This is a genomic window from Neisseria perflava (genome assembly GCF_024170405.1).
Taxonomy (GTDB): Bacteria; Pseudomonadota; Gammaproteobacteria; order Burkholderiales; family Neisseriaceae; genus Neisseria; species Neisseria perflava_B.
Genome location: NZ_JALJYC010000033.1, coordinates 1 through 21,811, shown reverse-complemented (window position 1 = coordinate 21,811; position 21,811 = coordinate 1). Strand labels below are relative to the sequence as shown.

General features: G+C 50.5%; 16 protein-coding genes. 3 read left to right on the top strand and 13 right to left on the bottom strand.

From position 1 onward, the window contains the following. Both J2T37_RS10455 and J2T37_RS10450 read left to right on the top strand, forming a co-directional pair. On the top strand, positions 1–2,181 hold a 2,181-nt coding region (locus J2T37_RS10455; protein WP_253355702.1), incomplete at its 5' end, for a beta strand repeat-containing protein. A gap of 675 nt (positions 2,182–2,856) precedes the next feature. Further along, positions 2,857–4,872 carry a hypothetical protein gene (locus tag J2T37_RS10450; RefSeq protein WP_253355700.1) on the top strand — a complete coding sequence of 672 codons (2,016 nt, stop codon included), beginning with the start codon at positions 2,857–2,859 and terminating at the stop codon, positions 4,870–4,872. 149 nt (positions 4,873–5,021) lie between these two features. Here the strand turns inward: J2T37_RS10450 and J2T37_RS10445 are convergent, their stop codons facing one another. Together J2T37_RS10445 and J2T37_RS10440 are read right to left on the bottom strand one after the other, a co-directional pair. Further along, positions 5,022–5,675 (bottom strand): HAD-IA family hydrolase, encoded by a 654-nt coding sequence (locus J2T37_RS10445; RefSeq protein WP_253355698.1) that lies wholly within the window; start codon positions 5,673–5,675, stop codon positions 5,022–5,024. Positions 5,676–5,731: 56 nt separating this feature from the next. Next, positions 5,732–6,739, bottom strand: coding sequence for an RluA family pseudouridine synthase (locus J2T37_RS10440; RefSeq protein ID WP_253355696.1), 1,008 nt, complete (start codon positions 6,737–6,739; stop codon positions 5,732–5,734). A gap of 722 nt (positions 6,740–7,461) precedes the next feature. On the opposite strand from J2T37_RS10440, the gene J2T37_RS10435 reads away from it, so the two are divergent. Then, positions 7,462–10,518, top strand: a complete 3,057-nt coding sequence (locus J2T37_RS10435; RefSeq protein ID WP_253355694.1) for an Rne/Rng family ribonuclease — start codon at positions 7,462–7,464, stop codon at positions 10,516–10,518. 336 nt (positions 10,519–10,854) lie between these two features. Here the strand turns inward: J2T37_RS10435 and J2T37_RS10430 are convergent, their stop codons facing one another. The 11 genes from J2T37_RS10430 to J2T37_RS10380 form a co-directional block, all read right to left on the bottom strand. After that, on the bottom strand, positions 10,855–13,671 hold the full coding sequence (locus J2T37_RS10430; RefSeq protein ID WP_253355692.1) for a beta strand repeat-containing protein: 2,817 nt from the start codon (positions 13,669–13,671) through the stop codon (positions 10,855–10,857). A 314-nt stretch (positions 13,672–13,985) separates the two neighbouring features. Then, a complete protein-coding gene (locus J2T37_RS10425; RefSeq protein WP_253355689.1) occupies positions 13,986–14,900 on the bottom strand; it encodes a hypothetical protein in 915 nt (304 codons plus the stop codon). A gap of 149 nt (positions 14,901–15,049) precedes the next feature. After that, on the bottom strand, positions 15,050–15,532 hold the full coding sequence (locus tag J2T37_RS10420) for a hypothetical protein (protein ID WP_253355687.1): 483 nt from the start codon (positions 15,530–15,532) through the stop codon (positions 15,050–15,052). Positions 15,533–15,592: 60 nt separating this feature from the next. Beyond that, positions 15,593–15,988 carry a glycosyltransferase family 2 protein gene (locus tag J2T37_RS10415; protein WP_253355685.1) on the bottom strand — a complete coding sequence of 132 codons (396 nt, stop codon included), beginning with the start codon at positions 15,986–15,988 and terminating at the stop codon, positions 15,593–15,595. Next, entirely contained in the window at positions 15,985–16,365 is a 381-nt protein-coding gene (locus J2T37_RS10410; RefSeq protein ID WP_253355683.1) for a GtrA family protein, read from the bottom strand. The genes J2T37_RS10415 and J2T37_RS10410 overlap by 4 nt, the downstream gene beginning before the upstream one ends. Further along, positions 16,362–16,604 carry a hypothetical protein gene (locus J2T37_RS10405; RefSeq protein WP_253355681.1) on the bottom strand — a complete coding sequence of 81 codons (243 nt, stop codon included), beginning with the start codon at positions 16,602–16,604 and terminating at the stop codon, positions 16,362–16,364. Before J2T37_RS10405 ends, J2T37_RS10410 begins: the two co-directional genes overlap by 4 nt. Before the next feature lie 54 nt (positions 16,605–16,658). Then, entirely contained in the window at positions 16,659–17,675 is a 1,017-nt protein-coding gene (locus J2T37_RS10400) for a hypothetical protein (RefSeq protein WP_253355679.1), read from the bottom strand. Between the two features lie 27 nt (positions 17,676–17,702). Further along, positions 17,703–17,843 carry a hypothetical protein gene (locus J2T37_RS10395; RefSeq protein WP_253355677.1) on the bottom strand — a complete coding sequence of 47 codons (141 nt, stop codon included), beginning with the start codon at positions 17,841–17,843 and terminating at the stop codon, positions 17,703–17,705. Positions 17,844–18,335: 492 nt separating this feature from the next. Further along, the gene (locus tag J2T37_RS10390) at positions 18,336–19,343 is read right to left on the bottom strand and encodes a phage baseplate protein (RefSeq protein ID WP_253355675.1); all 1,008 of its coding nucleotides are present in this window, start codon (positions 19,341–19,343) and stop codon (positions 18,336–18,338) included. A 60-nt stretch (positions 19,344–19,403) separates the two neighbouring features. Then, positions 19,404–20,945, bottom strand: a complete 1,542-nt coding sequence (locus tag J2T37_RS10385) for a glycosyltransferase family 61 protein (RefSeq protein ID WP_253355674.1) — start codon at positions 20,943–20,945, stop codon at positions 19,404–19,406. Between the two features lie 331 nt (positions 20,946–21,276). Beyond that, positions 21,277–21,711 (bottom strand): hypothetical protein, encoded by a 435-nt coding sequence (locus tag J2T37_RS10380; RefSeq protein WP_253355673.1) that lies wholly within the window; start codon positions 21,709–21,711, stop codon positions 21,277–21,279. Positions 21,712–21,811 lie beyond the last annotated feature (100 nt).

Genomic DNA, 21,811 nt, shown 5'->3' with positions numbered 1-21,811 from the left:
ACCTACAGCGTGACCGCCGACGCCGGCGAGCTGACCGATGGCGACATCACCGTGGACACCGCCGTGGTAGACAACAACGGCGAGACCGTGACCGATACGGACACTGCCGAGTTGGATGCCGTGGACGGCGCAGTGGACTCTGGCGTGACGACTACTGAGGATAGCGCGACCGTGAATATCACAGGTTCAACTACTGATGTAGCGACCGGCGAAACCGTGACCTTGACCGTGACCGGCAGCGAAGGCAATACCGTGACCGCTACGGCTACCGTGGCTTCAGACGGCACTTACTCTGTGGATGTGGATGCTTCTAGTTTGACTGATGGTTCGATTACGGTTGATACCGCTGTAACCGACAACAATGGTGAGTTGGTAACAGATACAGATACGGCGACATTGGATGCAGTTGACGGTGCGGTTGATACAACGGCAACGGCAAACGGCGATGATGAGACGGTTACTATTACCGGCTCGACTACCGATGTGTCTAATGGTGCGACCGTGACCTTGACCTTGACCGACAGCGAAGGTAATAGCGTGACTGCAACGGCTACGGTTGATTCAGACGGCAATTACGCTGTAACCGTGGATACTTCCGGCTTGACTGATGGTGACGTCACCGTTGATACCGAAACCACCGATAGTACCGGTACGGTTGTAACCGATGTCGATACCGTTGAAATCGACCAGGTAGAAAGTGCGATTACCGTGAATACCGTAACGACAGAAAACAGCAGCACAGTATCTGTCAGCGGTGCAACCACCGATGTGGCTGCGGGTTCTGTGGTAACCGTGACCCTGACCGACAGCGAAGGCAATACTGTCACTGCTACTGCAACAGTAGCGACTGACGGTACATACAGCCTCACAGCGGATGTTTCCAGCCTGACCGATGGTGAATTGGATACAACGGCCACTGTTGAAGACAACAACGGCAACAGTATCTCTGCTACCGATACGGATGAGTTGGATGCTATCGACGGCGGTATCAGCGTGGTTGCTCTGGTGGATGACGATACGGCTACGGTAACCATTACCGGTTCGACTACCGACGTTGCAGCAGGCTCTACGGTGACTTTGGTTCTGACCGACAGTGAAGGCAATACTGTTACTGCTACGGCTACTGTGGCTTCAGACGGCACTTACGTGGTCGAGAACGCAGTTGATGTCAGCAGCCTGACCGACGGCACCATTACCACTGAGGCCATTACCACCGACAACAATGATGAAACCGTGACTGCGAGTGAAACCGATCCGTTGGATGCGGTTGATAGCGCAATCGACATGTCATCGAGCGTTCGATACTCGACTCTGGCGCTTATTGAGTCTTCAGGTCATAATGCTTATGAACGTATTACCGGTTCGACTACTGATGTGGCGGCTGGTACGACTGTAACCATTACGATTGAAGACAGCGAAGGTAATACCGTCACTGTGACGACTACTGTGGATTCATCAGGTCACTACTCTGCCAGTACGTATATTGACGAGTTGACTGATGGTTCCGTTACCGTCACCTCAACGGTAACCGATAACAACGGTTACACAATATCCGACACTTACACCAATGTGTTGGATGCGATTGACGGTGCGATTGATAGCGAGGTAACTGCAGACAGCAGTACATCTTCCGTGACAATCGAAGGTACGGCAACGGATGTTGGAGAAGGTACGACAGTCAGCATTACCATTAGCGATAGCGATGGTACGACAGTTACTGCAACCGCTACTGTGGATTCAGACGGCTCGTATAGCACCACAATGGATACCTCATCTTTGGATGATGGTGATGCCACAGTAACCACTGAATCTACCGACCATAACGGTGAAACAGTAACCGATAGCGATACAGTCGAAATCGACCAAGTAACAGATGAATATATTGTTGCTGGTTCGGGTGAAACTGTCAGCCTGGCTGATTTGACCGATATCGATTACATCGACCTGACTGGTACCGGTGACAATACGTTGACAAATGTGAACGCCACTACTTTGGCTGCCAATAATGCAACGTTGTATATCAATGGTGACAGCGGTGACTCGGTTGACTTGGATTTGGAAACCTTCACCGAAAGCGGTACAACCGAAGTGGATGGTACGACTTATACCGTTTACACCTACACCGATAGCAGTAGTACGACTTACACGGTTTATATTGAATCTGATGTAACCGTTTACTAAAGCTCTGGTATAAACAGCGAATGCTGTTTTAATGAAGCCCCCGCAAAGAATTCTTGCGGGGGCTTTTTTGCGAAGATAGGCCGTCTGAAAAGAGCGTCAATATGGTGGCAAGTAGGATGTTATTTTATCCGTAGGATGATTTATAAAATAGGCATAAGTTCAACGGAATATTTTGATTTTAAAAATATAATTTAATCAATAAGGTATTTGAAAAATTAAAATAGTACTGAATTTTTCTTCAAAAATTAAATCTAATTAAATGGGTAGGTGTATCAAATCTTTGACACTTTTTGAAGAAAAACACTACCGCCTGAAGGGAAATAATACCGTTGGGAGGGAACTTTCAGCAGGTATGGGTAGGGTTGTTATGATTAACGCGTAAATTATTCTAAGCAGCAGATCAGAACAAAACAGTTTTAATAAATATTTTATCTAAAAACATACTTCTGCTTAATTTGTTATCCACTCACTAAAAATATCTAAATTTGGGGTCTCATTATGTCTATTATTACGGTTTATCCTGGTTCCACTGTTGACGTTGCAGCTGGCGAAACAGTTTATCTTACAGTTACTGATGTTGACGGCAATACTGTTACGGCTACGGCCACGGTAGCCAGTGATGGCTCTTACTCTTTTGCCGTAGATACGGAAAGTTTGACGGACGGCAAACTTACTTTGACGGCTGTTACGACCGATATTGAGGGTTATGAGTTGACAGTAACGACTAAAGTCGTATTGGATAATGTTGATGGTGGCATTGATAGTACAGTCACATTTGACAGCTCAAGCGAAACTGCGACAGTTACCGGTTCAACAACCGATGTGCATGAAGGTACCACCGTTACAGTTACCTTGACTGATAGCGACGGTAATACCGTAACCGCTACCACAACCGTAGATTCAGATGGTACTTACAGTGTTACTGTGGATACTGGTGATTTAACAGATGGTTCTGTTGTCATTGTCACGGTTTCTGAAGATAACAATGATAATACGGTGACTGATGAAGAGACTGCAGAATTGGATCAGGTCGAATCCGTGATTGATTCCAGCGTGACTGTGGATGATGATAACGCCCAAATTGACATTACCGGCAGCACGACTGACGTCGCTACCGGCAGCACAGTTACCCTGACCATTACCGATAGCGAAGGTAATACAGTAACTGCAACTGCAACTGTGGCTTCAGATGGCACTTACAGCGTTCAAGATATTGATGTGAGCAGTTTGAGCGATGGTGCTTTGACCGTGACTACTGAGGCTGTTGATAACAACGGTAATACCATTACTGATACAGATACAGCAGAACTGGATGCCGTAGCAGGAGCGGTAGATAGCAGTGTTACTGTGGATAACGACAATGCCCAAATTGATATTACTGGTAGCACGACCGACGTCGCTACCGGCAGTACCGTGACCCTGACTATTACCGATAGTGAAGGTAATACGGTAACTGCAACGGCAACCGTTGCTTCAGATGGCACTTACAGCGTTCAAGATATTGATACCAGCAGTCTGACTGATGGCGATTTGACTGTGGATACTGCCACCACAGACAATAATGGCAATACTGTAACTGATACCGATACAGCAGAGTTAGACGTTGTAGCTGGTGCGGTGGATAGCAGCGTGACGGTGGATGATGACAATGCGCAAATTGACATTACCGGTAGCACCACCGATGTGGCCGGCGGTAGCACGGTAACGCTGACCATTACCGACAGCGAGAGCAATACGGTAACGGCTACGGCAACTGTGGCTTCAGACGGCACCTATACTGCGGATAACATTGATGTTGGTAATCTGACTGACGGCGAGTTGACGGTTGATACTGCCGTAACAGACAACAACAGCCATACAGTCAGCGATGTGGATACGGCGACATTGGATGCTGTTGATGATGTTGTGCCGGGTGACAATGACAATACCTGCGAGCCAGTTGTTTCCGATCATTGCCAACCGCCTCAAAACGATGCCTGCGATGATTGGCAGCAGCATGTAAAACCGTCTAATCCTCCGTTTAAAGGCGGGTTCGGCTTCTTTGACAACTGCGTGATTAGCTACGATGGTTGTCGCCCGGATGCGCAAGATTCCTTTAAAGGTCACAAAGGTTTCGACTACGGTCACGGCAAGCACAGCTACGGTTATGCCGATTCCTGCGGCTATGATTACGGTTACGAGAGCAGCCATCAGTACGGCAGCAAAGGTTCGTTTGGCGATCATTCGTCGTTTGGCAAATCATTCGGCTACAATAGTTGCGATTATGGCTATGAGAGCCACAGCTACGACCGTCATGATTCTTACAGCAGTAAAACATCATTTGACGGAAAATCAAGCAGTTATAGTAAGTTCTTCAGCAGCAGCTATGATTGCTACGACAGCTACGATTACGCTTACAGCCGTCATGATTCTTACAGCAGCAAGACTTCATTTGGCGGCAAAACCAGCTTGGTTAGCAAAGTCTCCAGTTGTGAAGTGTTGGACTTCGGTTCCAGCAACAGCGTATGGGGCTCAAATGACAGTTGCAACGATTACAGCAGCCAAAGCAGCAGTAAAGCTTCTTTCTCCGGCAGCTTCTCCAGCGCACAAAGTTGTGGCGATTATTCTTACAGCGCACAAGGCTGTTGGTCAGGTAGTTTCACGCAAAACTTCCAAGACCAGCAAGATGCCGCCGCTGCACCGGCTTGCTAATGCGATAGCAGCTTGTCAAAACACCCCCGAATGCAAAATTCGGGGGTGTTTTTTTATTCAGACGGCCTCAATAAGGGCAGCAGATTCAGGCCGTCTGAAATTTTATAGTTGGTATTGAACCAACATTATGCCGGTTGTATCAACAGCGTTTAAGACAAACCGGCTAGAAAATCCGGCAATTCCGACAAATCATGCAAAATGGCCAAATGCGGCGCGGTTTGCAGGTGCTCAGCGGTGTGGGCGCCGGTGGCCACGGCTACGGCCGGTGCGCCTGCGTTGGCAGCCATTTCCAAATCATGCGTGGTGTCGCCGACCACCAATGTTTCAGACGGCCTCAAGCCCAGTTCGTCGCACAGTTTGAATACCATGTCCGGTGCGGGTTTGGAAGGCTGCTCGCTGGCGCAGGTGGTGGCGAGCCAGAAATCGGCCGTGCCGGTTTGGGCAATGGCGTTGTCGAGGCCGGTGCGTCCTTTGCCGGTGGCGACGGCGAGCCAGTAGCCTTGTGCTTTTAAGGTTTGCAGGCAGGGGATAGCGCTGTCAAACAGTTTCATATTGCGGTTGTTGGGGTTGAGGTAATGCGCCGCATATACTTCCGCCAACTCCTCGCGCGCACGTTCGCCCAAATCGGGGGCAAGATGGCGGATGATGGTGGGTAGGTTGTAGCCGATTAAGCCGCGAATCTGCTCGCTGTCGGGGGCGGGCAGGGCGCATTCTTGAAAACTGGCTTGGAAGGTTGAAATAATCGGATTGGTGGTATCGGCGAGGGTGCCGTCCCAATCGAAGATGATGAGTTTGGGTTTCATGTCAGATTCCTTCCTTAATGAATGACGAATGATTTTCAGACGGCCTTATTTTCAGGTTATGCGGATTTATCCTGATGTTCCAATACCATCAAAACCTGCTGCAATTCAGACGGCAGCTCCGCTTTCAAAACCAGCTTTTCGCCTGTCAGCGGGTGGTCTAAATGCAGCTCGGAAGCGTGCAGAAACATCCGTTTCAAACCGATTTTCTGCAAACGCTTGTTGGCCTGATAATCGCCGTAACGCTCATCGCCCGCAATCGGGCAGCCTTGCGACTGCATATGCACGCGGATTTGGTGGGTGCGGCCGGTTTTCAGGGTGGCCTCGACGTAGGTCAGCGCAGACAGGCCGATTTGGTGCAAAAGGCCATCTGAAAAACGGTTTAATACGCGGAAAATCGTATGCGCTGACTGGCCGCCTTCCGCCACGCGCACCATTTTTTCGCCTTGCGCACCGGTATATTTAAACAGCGGCAGTTTGACGTGGAAACGGTCGTTGGGCAGTTTGCCGACGCCGAGGGCAAGGTAGATTTTTTTCGGGTGGTCGTTGCGCAGCATTTCGTGCAGCTTGACCAAGGCGCTGCGTTTTTTGGCAATCATCAGCAAGCCGCTGGTATCTTTGTCCAGCCGGTGCACAAGTTCCAAATATTTGGCTTGCGGACGGGCGCGGCGGATTTGCTCGATGACACCGAAGTTTACGCCGCTGCCGCCGTGTACCGCCACGCCGCTGGGCTTGTTGATTACCAGCAGGGCGTCGTCTTCATACACGATTTCAAATTCACGCGCGGGGGCGGTTTGCGTTTCGGAGTGCGCAGCCTGTCCGTGGTGCGGCCTTTGCCGCTCGGCAGTGCGGACGGGCGGAATGCGCAGGATTTGCCCCGCTTCAATGCGGCTGTCGGGTTTGCAGCGTTTTTTGTCCAGCCGCACTTCGCCTGCGCGGATAATGCGCTGGATATGGCTTTTCGGCACGCCTTTGAGGATTTTTATCAGATAGTTATCAAGGCGTTGCCCCGCTTCGTGTTCCTCAATGCGGATATGGCTGACTGAATCTTTGCTTATTGTGTACATTTTCTCTATAATCCGAACAGTCGTTTCGTCATCAGAAAGCCCTGCTAAAGGTCGTCTGAAAACAATGATTGGAAACGATTTACTGTGTAAAAAGAGATTTTATATTAAAAACGCACTCTACAAAGCATTTCCTTCCGTTTGCTGGGATTTTTCCTTGAGCCGCAAGCGGGAGCGTGTAATTAAGTTTGAATTTTTTGCCGGTTTGCGATGAAAAGTACAAGAAACGGCGCGGCAGTTCCGTGCCCTGCAAACCATGCGGCAAGCTGATAATTAAGATGAACGGCTACCTATTCCAAGAATTTGCCGCCAAAGCAAATTCTGTTTATGCCTGAACGTGTTTGAAAGACGGCACTCAGGCGGCGTTGTGCGTATCCGCGCAGCGTTCGATCTTTATGACCTGATTATCTGTTTCATTCCGCACATGGCTGTTTCAGACGGCATGTCTCCCTGCGGAAGATAAATTCAAAAACTGATTATTGAGCGTGTTGTACAAACCGGCCGCGTTTTGCGGCAATCAACTGATTTTTTGTGGTTTTAAAAAATAGGAATCATAAGAAACGATGTGCCCGGCTTGTTGGAACTGTCTGTTTTAACGGCAGGTTTCCGTTTATATGGAAGCAGCGGCTTATCGGGTTTCGGTTTGAAAATACACCCGCCTCGAGAGTGCCAAACGGGGTGAAGGCCGTCTGAAAAAGCAGACAGCCGCCCCATTCGAGGTCATCATGAAACGTATGTTATTTAATGCGACGCAGGCCGAAGAGCTGCGCGTCGCGATTGTCGATGGACAAAACCTGCTGGATTTGGACATCGAAACGCTGGGTAAAGAACAGCGCAAAGGCAATATTTACAAGGGTGTGATTACCCGTATCGAGCCGTCGTTGGAAGCGTGTTTCGTGGATTACGGAACCGACCGCCACGGCTTTTTGCCGTTTAAGGAAGTGTCGCGCAGCTATTTTCAAGATTACGAAGGCGGCCGCGCACGCATTCAAGATGTGCTCAAAGAGGGCATGGAAGTCATCGTGCAGGTGGAAAAAGACGAGCGCGGTAACAAAGGCGCGGCGCTGACCACCTTTATCAGCCTGGCCGGTCGCTATCTGGTCTTAATGCCGAACAACCCGCGTGGCGGCGGCGTATCGCGCCGGATTGAAGGCGAAGAGCGCCAAGAGCTCAAAGAAGTGATGGCGCAGCTGGATGTGCCGCGCGGCATGAGCGTGATTGCGCGTACCGCCGGTATCGGCCGCAGCGTTGAAGAGATGGAGTGGGACTTAAACTATCTGCTGCAACTGTGGCAGGCGATTGAGGAAGCGGGCAATGCGCACCACGACCCCTATCTGCTGTTTATGGAAAGCTCGCTCTTGATTCGCGCGATCCGCGACTACTACCGCCACGATATCGGCGAAATCCTGGTGGATAATCAGGAAGTGTATGACCAAGTCTTTGAATTTATGAGTTATGTCATGCCGAGCAATGTTGGCCGTCTGAAACTCTACGAAGACCATACCCCGCTGTTCTCCCGTTTCCAAATCGAACATCAGATTGAAAGCGCGTTCTCGCGCAGCGTCAGCCTGCCTAGCGGCGGCGCGATTGTCATCGATCACACCGAAGCGCTGGTTTCCATTGATGTGAACTCCGCCCGCGCCACACGCGGCGCCGACATCGAAGACACCGCCTTCAAAACCAATATGGAAGCAGCCGAAGAAGTCGCCCGCCAAATGCGCCTGCGCGACTTGGGCGGCTTGGTGGTTATCGACTTCATCGACATGGAAAACCCCAAACACCAACGCGATGTGGAAACCGTGTTGCGCGACGCGCTGAAAAAAGACCGTGCGCGTGTGCAGATGGGCAAACTGTCGCGTTTCGGCCTGTTGGAATTGAGCCGCCAGCGCCTGAAACCCGCTTTGGGCGAAAGCAGCCATGTGGCCTGTCCGCGCTGTGCCGGCACCGGCGTGATTCGCGGTATCGAGTCCACAGCGCTGCACGTGTTGCGGGTTATTCAAGAAGAAGCCATGAAAGACAACACCGGCGAAGTGCACGCGCAAGTGCCGGTGGATGTGGCGACTTTTCTGTTGAACGAAAAACGCGCCGAGCTGTTCGGTTTGGAGGAGCGTTTGGATGTGTCTGTGGTCTTGATTCCGAATATCCATCTGGAAAATCCGCATTACGAAATCACCCGCGTGCGCATTGATGATGTGGAAGATGACGGCGAACCGAGCTACAAACGCGTGGCCGAGCCGGAAGAAGACGAAAGCAGCAAACCGTTTGCCGCTGAAAAAACCAAAGCTGCCCGCCCTGAGCCGGCTGTGAAGGGTTTGAAACACAGCCAGCCCGCGCCGACCGTAACGGCTGAAGAAGCCAAGCCGAAGTCTTTGTGGGATACCTTCAAATCTTGGTTGGGTCGTATTTTCGGCGGCAAACCCGCAGCAGAAGCGGAAAAAACCGAAGAAAGCGCGCAAACCGAAAAACGCGCTGCGTCTGGCAACAACCGCAGCGGCAATAACCGCCGTCCGGCAAACGGCAACAACCGCCGCCAGCAGCCGCGCCGCAACAGCAAACGTGACGGTAGCAAAGTGGAAGTGCAGGAAGTCGGTGCGGAAAAAACCGCCAAAGCCGCCGACAGCCGCAATGAAGCCAAAGCGGACAATGCCAAAGAAAACCGCCAAAGCCGCAACCGCAACAACAGCCGTAACCGTAATGCCGACGAACGCAAGCAGGAGCAGGCTAAAGAGCGCGATAACGCCGTTGCCGTGGCTGCATTGGCCGACAGCACTGCTGATAACCTGATGCCGTCTGAAAATGCCGAAGCACACGCCAAAGACGGCGAGCAGGGCAATAAACGCCGCCGCAGTAGCAACCGCAATGCGGATAAAGTTACGGCTGCCGTGGACGCATTGGAAGCGGAAAATCTGCCGGACGTTGATGTCAGCATGGTGGCTGAAACGGTTGAGCAAGAAACGGCAGATGTTGTAGAAAATGCGGAGAAACCGCGCAACCGCAATCCCCGCGAGCGTAACAATGCCAACCGCAACCAGCGCGACCGCCGCAACAACGGCAAAAAGCGCAATATTCCGTCTGCCGAAAAAATCGAGCAGTATCTGAATATTGCTGATGCTGCGGACAAAGTCCGTTTCGCCGTAGCGCATGTGTATGGTGAAGAGGGCGAGCAGGAGCCGTTGGCCGTTCAAGTGGAAGCAGATAACGCAGCCGCTCAAGTTGCCGTAGTGCCAAGCGATGAGCCGCTGGTGATTGTGATTCCGGAGCCTGCGGAAACCGAATCTGCGCCGGTGGTCTTCGCCATCGAAAGCGAAGAGCAAGCAGATAGCGCCACCGCCATCCATTTGGAAGACAGCACCGCTGACGAGCGTGCCGTGATTGATTCGGCCGTGGATAAAGCGGTAGCTGCGGTAACTTCGGTTTTGGCAATCGAAACAGCGGATGAGTTTTCGCCGATGACTGCCGTGCCGTCTGAAAATGGTGAGCAAGAAGTGGCCGATATGGAAAGCGGGTTGGTTTCACAACAAACCGCAAGTGTATCGGTTGCTGCCGTCGAGGAAACCCATACCCAAACGGTTGATTCTGTGACGCAAGATACCGTAGCAAAAGCCGTTGCCGGTTTGGATGGGTTAACCTTTGTCGAAACCGATCCCGCCGCAGTAGCCGCTTATGCTGCGCAAGCGCAGCCGGAAGTGGTACACGGTTTGCGCCGTTCGGACATCCCAAAAGTGGAAACGGCAGATATTGCTGCCGTTGAGATGATTTTGGTGGAAACCCGTAAGGACTGAAACTAAACATACAAACAGCCCGGCCTTGATGGTCGGGCTGTTTTTTTGATGATATGGATTTTGTCGGTATGCGGTTATTTCTCTGTTTGAATTGTAAGAACCTGTATTCACAACATCTCGACAGCATCTTTTTATTGTCTAATCACACGCCTACTGCGTTGGACTTTTACGCCAATCGTCCAGATTTGCATAAATATCACCTTGTATTCGTATGATTATCCAACAAAAATCCATCTATCAATCTTATGAATACAGGTTCTAAAAAGCGACACGCCCAAACATGATATTTGGGCGTGTCGCTTTTCAGTAGGGAGAAAGGGATTTCTCCGCTAAGGTTTAGACTACCGTTACATCGGAATCAATATACACGGTATAGGTGTCAGTGGTTGTTGCATAGGTGTAAACGGTGTAGGTGTTGCCGTCGATTTCAGTTGTACCGCTGTTGGTAAAGGTTTTCAAATCCAAATCGACTTTATCGCCGCTGTCACCGTTGATGGTCAGCTCGCCGCCGTTGGCTGCAACGGTGGTGGCATTGACGTTATACAGCGTATTGTTGCCGGTACCTGTCAGGTCGATGGTTTCGACATTCAGAACATTGTTCAGGTAAACGCTGTGGCCGCTGCCTGTCAGAATCAGGCTGTCATCGCCATCGCCCATGTTCAATGTGGCGGCTGAGGCAAAGTTTCCACCCAAATAGAAGGTGTCGTCATCCGAACCAAAGTAAATTTTGGCTGCGCCGACAACCGAACCGCCGATGGTCAGTTCGTTTTCACCATCGCCCAAGGAAATGCTGGAAGCATCTACATTTGAGCCAATGCTGACTTCGTCATCGCCTGAACCTGTGGTCACGCTGGCTGCCGAGCCGGAAACATAGCCGCCGATGCTCAGGGTATTGTCACCGTCGCCCAAATTGATGTCTGAGCCGGAAATATTGGTGCCAATGCTAACATCATCATTGCCCGAACCGGTGGTAATGCTGGTGGCCGTGCCGGAAACATAGCCGCCGATGTCAATGCTGTTGTCGCCGTCACCCAAGCTGACTACCGAATTGGCCAAATTGGTGCCGATAGACAGGGTATCGTTGTCCGTACCGGTGGTAATGGTGGAGTTGATGATGTAATTGTCGGCATAAATCAGGTTCAGGCCGTCGCCCAATTCCAAGACAGAAGAGGCAATATTGGTACCTGCGCCGATCGTATCGTTGCCACTACCTGCGGTAATGGTGGAGCTCACAATATAACCGTTGTCGGTAATCACGCTATTATCGCCTTCGCCAACAGAAATTTTAGATGAAGAGATATTGGTACCGGCATAGACGGTGTCATCGCCGCTGCCTGCGGTCAGGGTAGAGCTGACGATATAGCCACTATTGGCGGTAATGCTGTTGTCGCCTTCGCCAAGGGAAATTTTAGACGAAGAGATATTGGTACCGGCATAGACCGTATCGTTGCCGCTGCCTGCGGTAATGGTGGAGCTGACAATATAGCCGCCTGCGGTCAGCGTATTTTCGCCGTCGCCCAAAGTCAGGGTAGAGGAGTCAACATTGGTACCAACGGTTACGGTATCGTTGCCTTCGCCAAACGTAATCACGGATTTGTTGGTGATGTAGCCGCCTACGGTCAGGCTGTTGTCGCCTTCGCCCAAGCTGACGGTGCTGGCGTCGATGTTGGTGCGCACAGACACGGTATCATTGCCGCTACCGGCGGTAATGGTGCTCTTGTTGGTGATGTAACCGTCAACCGTATTGGCTGCGCCGACGATTAAGGTGTTGTCGCCTTCGCCCAAATCAACGATAGAGTAGTCGATGTTGGTGCCGACAGCGACCACATCGTCACCATCGTAGGTGTAAATTTTGGATTGACCGGTCACATAGTTTTTCACCACGACCACATCGTTACCATCGCCGGTTTGATAGCCTAAAGAACCATCGGTTGTGGTGGTGTATTTGGTGCTGTGGGTCGGGTAAGAGGCATAAGTGGCGGTTTCATCTGAGCTGACAATCGAGCGGGTCATGTAGTTCAGAATGGCAACGCCGTAAGTCTCTTCATCGGAGACCAAACCGCCGCCGATGTCGGTAGTGACGGCTTTGGCGTTTAATGAGGCATTGGTGCTGTCCGAGCCATAGCTCAGGTCGGAGGCATCGACGGTCACGGAGAAGTTGCCGTCGGCATCCACGGTAGCGGTGGCGGTAGAGGTTTCACCGCTGTTGTCGGTCAAGGTGATGGTAACGGTTTGGCCTTCGGCGACATTGGAAGTAGAGCCGGATACGGTCACGGTTTCGCCGTCGGTGCTCGGAATAACCGCTTCGATTTCAATCGAACCTTCGGCTACGGCATCCAAAACGGCGCTGTCGGTATCGCTGACGGTATTGCCGTTGCGGTCGGTTGCCAAAGTGGTCACGGTCAAGTCACCGTCTTGCAAGCCGCTAACGTCGATATCGTCAACGGAGTAAGTGCCGTTTGAAGAGACGATGGCTGTGGCGGTAACGGTATTGCCTGCGCTGTCTTCGATAATCAGGGTAACGGTATTGCCGGCGGCCACATCGGTGCTGCTGCCGGTAATGTCGGCTTGTGCGTTTGTATTGTCGATGGTAATGGCAGAGTCAATGGCGCCTTGGACTTGGTCTAATTCATCTGTATCCTTATCGCGGACGGAGTAGCCGTTGTTATCGGTTGAAGCGGTAGCGATGATCACCGAACCGTCGGTCAAGCTGCTGATGTCGATGTCGTCGATGGCGTAAGTGCCGTCTGAAGCCACGGTGGTAGTGGCGGTAACGGTATGGCCTTCGCTGTCGGTCAGGGTAATGGTAACGGTGGCGCCGGAATGGACATCGGTGGTGCTGCCGGTAATGTCGGCTTGCTTGTTGGCCGTGTCGAAAGTAATTACGCTGTTGATGGCACCGTCAAGGTTGTCGAGAATAACATTAGCTTGCACAGATAAATCATAGCCTTCGACATCGGTGGTCAGCGCAGTCAACACCAGTTTGCCGTCGGTCAAGCTTTCGGTATCAACCGAGAATGCATAAGAGCCGTCTGAAGTCACGGTGGCGGTTGTGGTAACCGTGTTGCCGTCAACATCGGTCACGGTAAGATAAACGGTTTCACCAACGGAAACATATTCAGTAGTGCCGGAATAAACGGTAATAATAGACATGGTAAATCCCCAGATTATTTAGGTTGAGTCGTTGTTTGTGATAAGCGGTGAAGATATTCGACTCATCGGTCGATTTTCTACTCGAGAATCATATCAAGACAATGGGGTATGCCATCATATTTAAAATAAACGTATGGTATTTTGGATAAGCGGTATATCGTTCATCTGTAATACATTTATATGGTTGATATTTTGTTTGTTGATGATGAGTGAAAATAGAAAAAGGCCGTCTGAAAATATTTCAGACGGCCTTGCCTTTAATCGAGTAGCGTGATGGTAGGCAAACAGCAAGTATTAGGTAATGGCTGTCCGCTTTATTTCACCGCCGCCGGTTTTTGCAAACCTTCGACCACAATATCTTTCGGATGGGCGGCGATAAAGCCTTTGGTGGCCGTCATCATGGCTTGGATACGCGGGTCTGTCCACGGCACGATTTTGTCGTGTTCATCGCGCTTGTCCGACCAGATAATCACGCCGTCGAGGTATTTGTAGCTGATGTCCAGCATTTGGCGCCAGCGTTTGGCGTCGATAAACTGTTTGAAATGCGGGCTGCCTTTGGCTGAATAATATTGCGGCCACAGGTAGCCGATGATTTTCTTATTCGGAAAACGCTTTTTGATTTCGTCCATCGTGATTTTCATGTCTTTTTCCCATTGCGCGATGTCGGGCGTCATGATGTAGAACACGGGGTTGGCGTAGTCGCTGATGGCGGCGGTGGGCAGTGGTCGTTGGATGGATTCGCGCCATTTTTTCAAGATGGCGTCTTCGCTTTGGTCGGCGCGGAAATAGCGGGTGGCGTTCAGATGGCCGCCCGGAATGCCGTAGTTGCCGATGTAGGTGCGCGGGTTTTCTTCGCGGAAAATCTGATACATGCGGGCAAATTGGCGGCGCATTTCATCGCCTTCCATGATTTGGCCGTCTTTTTTGCTGAACCAGCTTTCAATGTCGGTAGAAATGGTGCGGTAGCCTTCGCGGTAAGACTGTTTGGCCAGCTCACGGATGCGTTTCTCATTCAATACGCCGTGGGCGCGCTTGCCGGTCGGGTCGGGCATGACCAGCTCGCTTTCGTAAATCAGAAAAACCTTAGACAGCTTGTCGGGGGTTAAATCGGGCTTGCCAATGTAATCCATGCGGTCGTAGATGATAAACGGTTTGGCTTGCGATACGGCGGCACTCAGCAGCAGGGCAGAGACGGCAATGCCGCGCAAAAGGGCGTTTAATCGGGACATAAGACTTCTCGAAGTTGCAAGAACATTTAGGGTAACGGCAGTTGCTCTGGCGGGCAAGGCAAAGCAGGTAAAAGTACGCCAAAGCGGATAAAAGGCCGTCTGAAAATATTTTCAGACGGCCTGATTTACATAAAGATAAGGTTTGCCGGTTAATCCTGGCGGGGCGGGCGGCTGTTTGGATTTTTCAAAATATAGCGAGGCCGCTGCTTGGTTTCTAAATAAATGCGGCCGATGTATTCGCCCAGCGTGCCGATACCGATTAATTGAATGCCACCGAGAAACAAAATCGAAACCAGTAGCGAGGGATAACCTTTTACATCGCTGCCGAAAACCAGCGTGCGCACGATAATCCACAGCCCGTAGCAAAATGCCGAACCCGCCACCGCCAAGCCGAGATAAGTCCAAATGCGCAGCGGCGCCGTGGAAAAGCCGGTAATGCCTTCCAAGGCCAAATTCCACAGTTTCCAACCGTTGAATTTGGATTGACCGGCCACGCTGCGCGGCCGCTTGTAGCTGACAACATCCACCTGACCGCCTGCCCACGACAACACGCCTTTCATAAACAAATTGCGTTCGGGCAGGGCGGTGATGTGCGCCAGCACCTCCCGCGAAATCAGGCGGAAATCGCCCACGTTTTCTTCGATTTTCAGACGGCTGACGCGGTTGTGGATTTTATAAAATAGCGACGCGCTTCAGCGTTTGAAACAATGGTCTTCGCTGCGGTCAATCCGTTTGGCCAAGACCATGTCCGCGCCGTTTTGCCATTTTTCCACCATCTGCGGAATCACTTTCAGTGGGTCTTGCAAATCCACGTCCATTGGAATGGCCGCCTCGCCCGAAGCATGTTCCAAACCGGCAAACAGCGTGGCTTCTTTGCCGAAATTGCGGGTAAAGTGCAGCGGTGTCACCAGCGGGTCGGAGAGCGCAATCATGTTTAGCATGGCTTCGGTATTGTCGCGGCTGCCGTCGTTGATAAAAATGATTTCAACCTGCTTGTCCTGAAAATAATCGAAAGTGCGTACGGCCTGATAAAAAGCCGGAATGGTGTCTTCCTCGTTGAACACCGGTACAACCAAAGACAGTTTCATGTTTTCCCCTTATTGTCACGAAACACCCAAAAATGCGCCGCCAAAAAGCCACCCAACCAGCTGACGGCGGAGAACATCACCGCCGTTGCCGCTACCGGCCATTGCAGATAATCGGTCAGTAAGCCGGTAAACAGCGCCAGTGCCGCCATCACGCCGACAAATGCCAGATAGCGACGGCTGCTCATAGGGCGGCGGAACGTCCATTTTGCATTCAGCCAAAAGCTGAAACTGACCGCAATGAAAAAAGCCAGCAGATTGGCCGGCGCATGCGGCCAGCCGCAGGCGGACACCAATATTCCGAGCGCCAACCAGTGCAGCAGCGTATTGGCGATTCCTGCCACGGTATAGCGCGGAAAAGTATGGCGGATGGCGCTCATGGCGTAGCCCCCGCGTTTTTAAACAGCAGCCAGCCGGCCGTCTGAAAATCCAAGCGCATATTGCGGCAGGTCGGATTGCTTTGGAAACGCGTTTGCAATTCGGTTGCCGCTTTGCGGCTGCGCACCATCAGATAGTCGTAAGGCGTGCAATCCAAGCGTTTTTGTACCGTGGCGGCGTCGGGCGAACGGTTGCGGCCGTAGTGCGGATACAGCGTTTCGTTTTTCAGGCGCACCACCATCGCATGCGCCGAAGCAAAGTTGTAATCCGCCCAGCCGTGTTTTTCCGCCTGATACTACAAGGGGAAATACAAATATTCCATATGCGAGGTCAGGCCGTTGTCCGCCGATTGCAAGGCCGGTTCAAACATGCCCAATACCCGTTTTTCAGACGGCATGGCTGCCACCATCTGCTGAAAATCATGCACCGCCGACGCACGGTCGAATTTGACATTGTTGCTATATACCTTAAACAGCAAAGCCGCGATGGAAAGCGTGAAAAACACCGCCGCCAGCTGCGCCGCGCTGACATTGCGTTTGTCCACGTCCGGCGTTGTCCACAGCAGATACCAAAATATCGGCACAAACATGCCGAAGCGCTGATAAATAAAGGCCGTCTGAAAACCGATGTGCGGCAAGGCATACCATACCGCCAAACAGCCGCCCAGCAGCGCCCAACACTGTTTGTCGCGACTGAGGCGGCAGCCGAAAAACGGCGGCAAGACATACAGCAGCAGGGCGGCAATTTCGTAATAAGCGACCTGCGACATGTGCCACGGCAAAGCCAGCAGCTCAAGACTCTTGTGCAGCGGAGGGTAATTAACCCAAGTTTCGGGGTAATACAAAAACGGCTCGGGGTCGGGCGTCAGCAGATAGCGCCCCAGCATGGTGGCAAACAGCAGAAAAGGCGCGGTAAACAGCGCCCGCTGCCGCCAAGTCAGCTTGGCAAAATCCGCCAGAAAAATCAGATAAGAGAGCAGGCAAAACAGCGCAAACGTCAAAATATGGCTGTAATACGCCCACACGCCCAACAGCGTCAGCAGCCACAAATATTTTCCCTGCCGCACATCCAGCCAACGCTTGGCCGCCGTCAGCAGCAACATACCCACCGGAATCCCGGTGAGGAAACTGATAAAGCCCCTTTGGAAGGCAAAGCCGAAAAAGCAGGTCATCGCCACCCAATCGGTCAAGACATTGCCGCCGAATGCCCGCCGCATGGTGACGGCGGCAAACAGATAAAATACAAAAACCAGCGCCACAATGATTTTCGCCGACAGCGTGATACTGCAAAACTGATACAGCAGCAGCCACACGGCGTAAGTCGTCAGATACGGCGTATCTCAATACAAAACCAGCATATCCGCCCACGGACTGCGCGCTTTGAGCAAATCATCCAAAGCCGCCACTTGCGCGGCGTGTTGCGGCAAATCCGCCATCGGCAGATATGCCGGATAGAGCAGAAAAGCGACCATTATCAGCATAACGGCCGCCAGTAAGGAGTAGTGTGTAGCAGGGTTTTCCAAACGCATGTGTGACGATATTTATTATGATGTAGGAGGGTGTAATTATACATGAATATGCCAATTTGATTAATTCGGCTTACGCTAGCGCAACGTGAGTTTGGGGTAAGCAGAACGAATATTTTTTAAATTTCCGAAACGTGTTTCTTCTTGCGGACAGAATCCGTGAGGATTCGTCATTCCCGCGCAGGCGGGAATCCAGACGTTTGAGCTTCTGATATCTTGAAAACATGATAGAAATGCTGGGCTTCTGGATTCCCTCCTACGCGGGGGTATCGTAGCGGACTTGCTCAGCTAATGACGAAAATCTGACGATTTTCTGTTTGTTGGAATGTGGTATGGTCTTGAAAACAATAAAAATATTTAAAACGTTTATCCCGAACTCACGTTAGCGTAACAAAAAGGCCGTCTGAAAAAAATTCAGACGGCCTCATCGTGATACAAAGAATTTGCTTATTCGGCGCAGGCTGCTGCTTGCGTCAGCAAGGGTTGCAAACGGCTCAAAGCAATGCGGTAGATAAATGTCGAACGACGCCCCGGATTGCCCGCATTGATGGAAACATTCAGATAATCCCGTTGCCCCAAGCGCATGAGATTCAAACCTTCCGGCTCCCAGCTTTCCCCCTTGCCGGTAGCCATCGCGTCGGCCTTGCCCGTTTGCAGCTTATCGGTGGCAAACACCTGCTGACCTTGCAGCGTATAAATCAGCATTTGCTTATCAAAGCCCGTATCGCCGTCGCCCGAAATCAGATACACAAAACGGCCGTCTGAAGCCATGCCCTGAAACGGATAATGATGGGCGGTAAACGAAGGCGGTAAAGCCCATTCCGCCAGCGGCTGCGGCAAATCAGGCGATATGCCCGCTAAATCAAATACGTGGATGGCGCTGTAGCCCTTTTCTTGCAAACGGCCGCGCGCAATCAAATAGCGGTTGTCCGCAGACACCGTTGGCGTGGTGTTGCCCGCATTGCGGTAGGTTTTGTCGGGAAACAGGCGAAACGGAGTCACATCAGCCACTTGGCCGTCTGAATCCACACGGAAACGGATGACATAAAAGCCCCAATTTTTCACCGCCGAACTTTGCGAGCCCCAAAAATAAATCCCATTATGCGTTTGCTGCACCGCTAGCCCCTGATGACCGAGATTTTCAGACGGCATAAACATGTGCCACGGCTTCAGCGTGTTGCCGCCGTCATAGCGGTAAGCCGTCAGCACCACCGTTTCCGGCTTGGCCTTCACCACTTTAGCCGCATAAAGTACCGAACGTCGGTTGTCGCTGGCAATCGCCTGCACCGTATTGGCCTGCTTGAGTGGCGCGGCAATCACATGACGACCGTCTGGCTGGTTGAGCTGCGACAAGATTTGCTGCTGCAAGCTTGCCATTTGCGATGGCGTGCATTGGGCGGACAAAGCCGACAATGGCAACAAGAGTGCGGGCAGGAATAAATAGCGTATTGACATAGTGGCATTCCGCAAATTCATTAAAAAATTCAGACGGCCTAAATCAGGCCGTCTGAAACATTAAGCCAATTTTGCTTCTACCAATTTAAAAATAATGGAACGGTTGGGTTCATAATAGCCCAAGCCTTCATAGCCATCAGGTGTTTCTTTTAGATAGAAATAACGGCTGGTTAATTGCTTATTGATGTTTAAAAACACCAATTCATTATCACGAATCGCCCAAAAACTTTCGTTGTCATTGGCATTGCCTTGAATCGTCTCGATTCTGCCGCTGTCTGCCAAAACGATGACCCGCAAGTGGGAATTGTTTTGACGGGAAAATTTAAAAATTTTGCCCGACAGCGTTTTGCGCAAATCTTGATTGCCGCCCAAATCATTTTGCAGCTTTTCCACTGTAGTTTGCAGCGGCGTATCTTGATTGGCGGTTGCCAGCTCCAGCGTATTCAAGATATTGAGTGTTGTATCATTCTGAATTTTCTTCAAATCACGCGGCTTACTGAAAATTTTGAGCCACTGTTTGAAATAATCGCCCATATGCGATTGGTCAGAATTCAGATAAGCGAAAAAGTCGATATTTAAATCTATGCCGTATTCCGCTTTGACAAAACGCTGCCACATCGGTGTCGGGCCAATGTAATAGCAGTTGGCAGAGTAGCGGTGCGGTAGAAAATTGCAGGTAGCATCGACAAAAGTGTAATCCAATCCCTTGGCCTGATTGATAATTGCCTGCGGAATATTGAAATAATTGCGCGCCCGCAAAAGCGTCACGATTTTTGCGCCCTCATGGGCAAACAGCGCCAAGTGGGAAATCGTACCGATGGTGCTGACAATTTCGTCCGCACCCGAAATTAAGGCAATCTGCTCGGTAATGTCCAACTGCTCGGGATAGACGATGTGATAGCCCTGATTGCGGTAAAACTGCTCGAAATACTCTTCGCCGATACAGTCTTTTTTGCGGAACTGCGTGCGGGAAAGATAAATTTTCTTATGCCCGGCTGCCGGAATTTGGGTTGTAATCGTCTGATAGGGCAGAGCATATTCTTGATGGTAATAATTCAGGTAGCACAAAGACTGGTCGGGTATATAAACCTTTTTAAAACGGGTCGGCTTATCCAAGAAAATAATGTTTTCCCGCGGAATACCGGTGTAGGTCAGCAGCTTCAAAAAATCAGAATCAAACGCCTTGTTTTTGAGAAAAACAATTTTCTTATCAAATGCCTGATTTTGAATTACCCACCACAGACGGTTAAAAGTCTCCACCAAAAAATGCCCGAAATGCGCAAACGTAATCCCCGCAAACACCACTTCTTCATCGCAAACTTCAACTTCTGCCGACGGCTTATAGCTGCGGATACATTCAAAATTGTTTGGACGGCCGTTGTCGATACGCTTATAACCAGCGATAAAGTTGAAATCCGTATCGCATACCCCACCCTCGTAAATACCATCAGTAGCAGGCAGCTCGGTTTTGCGCAGGGGCAGGATAATGCCGTCTGAAACGGTTTTGCAGTCAAGTTTGGCAGGATTGAGGTATTTGGCTGCAATTTGTTTTTCAAAAGTGGGTAGGTTAATACCGTAGAGTTGTTTTTTGAATTTAGCCAATTTTAAGTTACCTTGAAAATTCAGATTAAGGGAATGGATGATAAGTAACGTGAGTTTAGGATTAATAAGCGCCTGAGTCAGCCTGAAATGCTAGGAGTTCCTACCATCTGTCCTCTCCCCCGTGGGGGAGAGTTAGAGAGAGGGCAAATGGTTGGGAGAAGGAAACATTGGTTAAGCCATCTGCGTTTAGCCCTCTCCCCAACCCTCCCCCACGGGGGGGGAGCAAGTTACTGATGTATCAAGCGTTACTTGGAATGCTTATTTCGAGCTTACGTTCAGCAAAATCTCGCGGTTTCATCTATGGGAAACGGATATTTTTCCAATCAAAAATTTACAGCAATTCATGAACAAAATTTTCTTGAAGAAATTCCCATTTATCTTGGTTCGGAGAGTTCAATAATACATCGCCGCTTGGTTTGACGGTCAGGTTTTTATCTTGCAAAGCAAGAATGAAGATTTTTCCTTTTTCAATAACATCCAGTAATTGCGCTTTCGCATAGTCATAAACCACTAAATGCCCGTATCGGTTTGCATACAGGTAATAAACTTTCCCTTGATGGCGGATAAAGAAAAAGGCTTTGGGGTATTGGTACCGTTTTACGCTTCTAGACAAGTAAACTGGTACGGTCGAACCGTTATGCAGACTTTCTTCGGGGACGGCGACAACTTTGTTTTGTTCTATGTTATATGCTAAAACGGTATTGTGGTGGGTATGAATTTGGGCATATTTCAACGGTTGTTGAGCCAGCTTATCATCAATATGCAAAATTAAATTTGGGGCTGTACTAGATAATTAGAGCAAATTACCTTTTACTAACTGTTTCAAAATAGAAATTTGAGATTTTATTTCACTGTTGTTAAAACGC

Bases quoted from the DNA above. Each gene is read 5' to 3' on its own strand.
- J2T37_RS10430 (WP_253355692.1), bottom strand. From the start codon at position 13,671: ATGTCTATTATTACCGTTTATTCCGGCACTACTGAATATGTTTCCGTT.
- J2T37_RS10405 (WP_253355681.1), bottom strand. From the start codon at position 16,604: ATGGTGGTGCGCCTGAAAAACGAAACGCTGTATCCGCACTACGGCCGC.
- J2T37_RS10415 (WP_253355685.1), bottom strand. From the start codon at position 15,988: ATGAAACTGTCTTTGGTTGTACCGGTGTTCAACGAGGAAGACACCATT.
- J2T37_RS10435 (WP_253355694.1), top strand. From the start codon at position 7,462: ATGAAACGTATGTTATTTAATGCGACGCAGGCCGAAGAGCTGCGCGTC.
- J2T37_RS10390 (WP_253355675.1), bottom strand. From the start codon at position 19,343: ATGTCAATACGCTATTTATTCCTGCCCGCACTCTTGTTGCCATTGTCG.
- J2T37_RS10440 (WP_253355696.1), bottom strand. From the start codon at position 6,739: ATGTACACAATAAGCAAAGATTCAGTCAGCCATATCCGCATTGAGGAA.
- J2T37_RS10410 (WP_253355683.1), bottom strand. From the start codon at position 16,365: ATGAGCGCCATCCGCCATACTTTTCCGCGCTATACCGTGGCAGGAATC.
- J2T37_RS10425 (WP_253355689.1), bottom strand. From the start codon at position 14,900: ATGTCCCGATTAAACGCCCTTTTGCGCGGCATTGCCGTCTCTGCCCTG.
- J2T37_RS10445 (WP_253355698.1), bottom strand. From the start codon at position 5,675: ATGAAACCCAAACTCATCATCTTCGATTGGGACGGCACCCTCGCCGAT.
- J2T37_RS10395 (WP_253355677.1), bottom strand. From the start codon at position 17,843: ATGCTGATAATGGTCGCTTTTCTGCTCTATCCGGCATATCTGCCGATG.